Here is a 2579-nt window from a genome sequence, read left to right as displayed (position 1 = left end):
TATTCATATTTATTTAATATCACAGGTCCATCTTATCGAATCAAAGATAAATTAAATCCTAAAAAAACTGAGAACACTTAATTGCAACAAATTGGTCAAATTATCTTGACTTTTATAGGACAAAACTATTAATTGGAAAATTTTGCACCCTGCTTCTTTGGATTGTTATGCTAACCCTTGTAACATGGGCAGGTATATTTATCGTTTGTGGGCTATATGACGCTGTCTTTACATTGGAGGGATATAGCTTACTAGTGGCAATAGTATGGCTCCCCAAGTTTTTGTTTGGCAGTATCCTGATGTTTTTAACAGTTTCTCCTTTTGTGTTTGTTGCTATGAAAACAAAAGGATTTGTCGCCCCGATGATTGGCTCTGCCGTGATTGTCATGGGAAGTGCCGCACTTTCAAATCAAGAATGGGGAGCGTTGTATCCGTGGACAGCCACCTATTTCTTGGTGCAGGGTAAACTTCAGAGTACCGGCTATCCTACACTGCTGTCTGTATCTATTATTATTCTTGTATCAGCAGTTGGTTTTCTTATGACCTTTCATCATTTTAAAAAGGAGGATTTGAAATAATGGTACTTGATTTTATAGAAATTTTAAAAGTTATTTTTCTTGGAATTGTTGAGGGTATTACTGAGTGGCTACCTATCAGCAGCACAGGACATATGATTCTTGTGGACGAATTTATCACACTTAATATGAGCGAAGCATTTAAAGAAATGTTTTTTGTTGTTATTCAACTTGGAGCTATACTCGCAGTGGTTGTAATGTTTTGGAACAAGATGTTTCCCTTTCAATTTAAGAACAAAGCACAGTCAATTGTTAAAAAGGATACTTTCTCGTTGTGGTTCAAGGTTGCGGTAGCTTGTGTACCGTCAGCTATTATGGGGATTCTATTTGATGATTATTTGGATGCTTACCTCCAAACCCCCATTGTGATTTCAATCATGTTAATCTTTTATGGTTTGTTATTCATTCTCATAGAAAATTGGAATAAAAAGCGTACTCCTACTACTATGGCACTTTCTGACATCAGCTATAAAACAGCAATCTTGATAGGGGCATTTCAAGTGTTATCACTTATACCCGGCACATCACGGTCGGGAGCAACGATTATAGGTGCTTTACTCATAGGAGTTTCACGAGTGGCAGCAGCAGAGTTTACTTTTTTCCTCGCAGTACCTACTATGCTTGGAGCAAGTGCTTTTAAGCTGTTAAAATTCGGGTTTGAATTTACAAGTGCAGAACTGCTCGCTCTTGTTCTCGGTATGGCTGTGGCATTTGCGGTATCTGTCTTAGTAATTAAATTCCTAATGAACTTTATCAAAAAACATGATTTTAAGGTGTTTGGTTGGTATCGAATTGTGCTTGGTATACTTGTTGTACTTATAAAAATATGAAATGGAACGTCTATGGAATAAAGGTGGAAAGGCATGGACTTATGAGTATAAATATCGCCGAGGTGGTAAGACACTCTGTGCGTTATATGCCAGAGAAAATTGTATAGGATTTATGATTATCTTTGGAAAAGACGAAAGAGCAAAATTTGAAGCAGAACGCAATGATTATTCTCAACAAGTCCAAAAAATCTATGATGAAGCTAAAACCTATCGAGATGGTAAATGGGTAATGTTTGAACCCACCGATACATCAATGTTTCAAGATTTTATTAAATTACTAGGAATTAAGAGAAAGCCAAATAAAAAGTAATAATTATCACGTTGGCGTATACGAAATCCTAATTTTACAATTTCATATCCCACACACAAAGCGGTTACTCCATTGGAGATCAACCGCTTTTTCTATACTCAAATTTAAGATTGGAGTGATTGATTGAAAGATATTTTTACCGATATGCAGGCAAAAATCGGGTGTCCGTATCTCTCCGACCTGCCCTATTACAAGCGTACGGTCTGGTTTGAGATGAAACGCCTTTGCCTGTCTGACTACCCTAAGAAACAGTTAGAAGATTTTTCACGCTATGTATTCGGTGTGCCTTACGCCGTCATACAGGAAGCGTTGACAAGAGAGGACGTGATGAAACATGGAAGAAATGCGTGTGCAGATTGAAGCACGAGAACCGACAGACGACGAGATACGAGCCTTTTGGTTCACCCTGCCTATCGACACGGAACAGGTGGAAGAACTGCTGGGGATTGATGTAGATACAGACTATTACTATATCACGGGCAAGGAGCTTCCCTTTGCTGATGAAGTGCAGGAAGATACCACCGTCGAAAAGCTCAATGACCTGTACCATACCTACGAAAATCTACCCTCTGATTTGAAAGAGGACTATACGGAGCTGATGTGCTATTTCACTGACCTTGACGAACTGCACCGATACAGAAACGACATTATTCATTATTCTTGGTGCAAGAACATGACGGACGTTGCCCGCCACATTCTGAACAATGACCCAGACTTTACTTCCCTAAGTGAGAACGTCACCCGCTATTTCGATTTTGAAGCCTACGGGCAGTACCTTGACGACAACGGACGCTTTGTGGAAACCGACCACGGTATCTATGAACTTCCGTAGAAAAGAGGTGTGTGCCTATGGTTGACGACATG

The 2579-nt window shown here is 39.2% G+C and carries 3 protein-coding genes and 2 pseudogenes; all 5 read left to right on the top strand.

Annotated features, from left to right (window positions below):
• Nucleotides 1–116: 116 nt before the first annotated feature.
• Nucleotides 117–578 (top strand): annotated as a pseudogene (locus B5E92_RS15050) (ABC transporter permease); the annotation flags it as partial.
• On the top strand, nt 578–1405 hold the full coding sequence (gene bcrD / locus B5E92_RS15045; RefSeq protein WP_010817894.1) for a bacitracin resistance undecaprenyl-diphosphatase BcrD: 828 nt from the start codon (nt 578–580) through the stop codon (nt 1403–1405). The pseudogene B5E92_RS15050 and the gene bcrD, both read left to right, overlap by 1 nt.
• Nucleotides 1398–1715: pseudogene (locus tag B5E92_RS15040) on the top strand (DUF3788 domain-containing protein); the annotation flags it as partial. The gene bcrD and the pseudogene B5E92_RS15040, both read left to right, overlap by 8 nt.
• A 123-nt stretch (nt 1716–1838) precedes the next feature.
• Nucleotides 1839–2075 carry a hypothetical protein gene (locus B5E92_RS15035; protein ID WP_010817896.1) on the top strand — a complete coding sequence of 79 codons (237 nt, stop codon included), beginning with the start codon at nt 1839–1841 and terminating at the stop codon, nt 2073–2075.
• Nucleotides 2050–2547: an antirestriction protein ArdA gene (locus tag B5E92_RS15030; RefSeq protein ID WP_010817897.1), complete on the top strand. Its 498-nt coding sequence runs from the start codon at nt 2050–2052 to the stop codon at nt 2545–2547. Before B5E92_RS15035 ends, B5E92_RS15030 begins: the two co-directional genes overlap by 26 nt.
• The last annotated feature ends 32 nt before the right edge of the window (nt 2548–2579 follow it).

Origin of the sequence: Erysipelatoclostridium sp. An15, assembly GCF_002160675.1 — a bacterium.
Lineage (GTDB): Bacteria > Bacillota_I > Bacilli_A > Erysipelotrichales > Coprobacillaceae > Thomasclavelia > Thomasclavelia merdavium.
This window is presented reverse-complemented; position numbering and strand designations above follow the sequence as displayed.

Coding starts and splice junctions, on each gene's coding strand:
- bcrD (WP_010817894.1), top strand. CDS start 578: ATGGTACTTGATTTTATAGAAATTTTAAAAGTTATTTTTCTTGGAATT.
- B5E92_RS15030 (WP_010817897.1), top strand. CDS start 2,050: ATGGAAGAAATGCGTGTGCAGATTGAAGCACGAGAACCGACAGACGAC.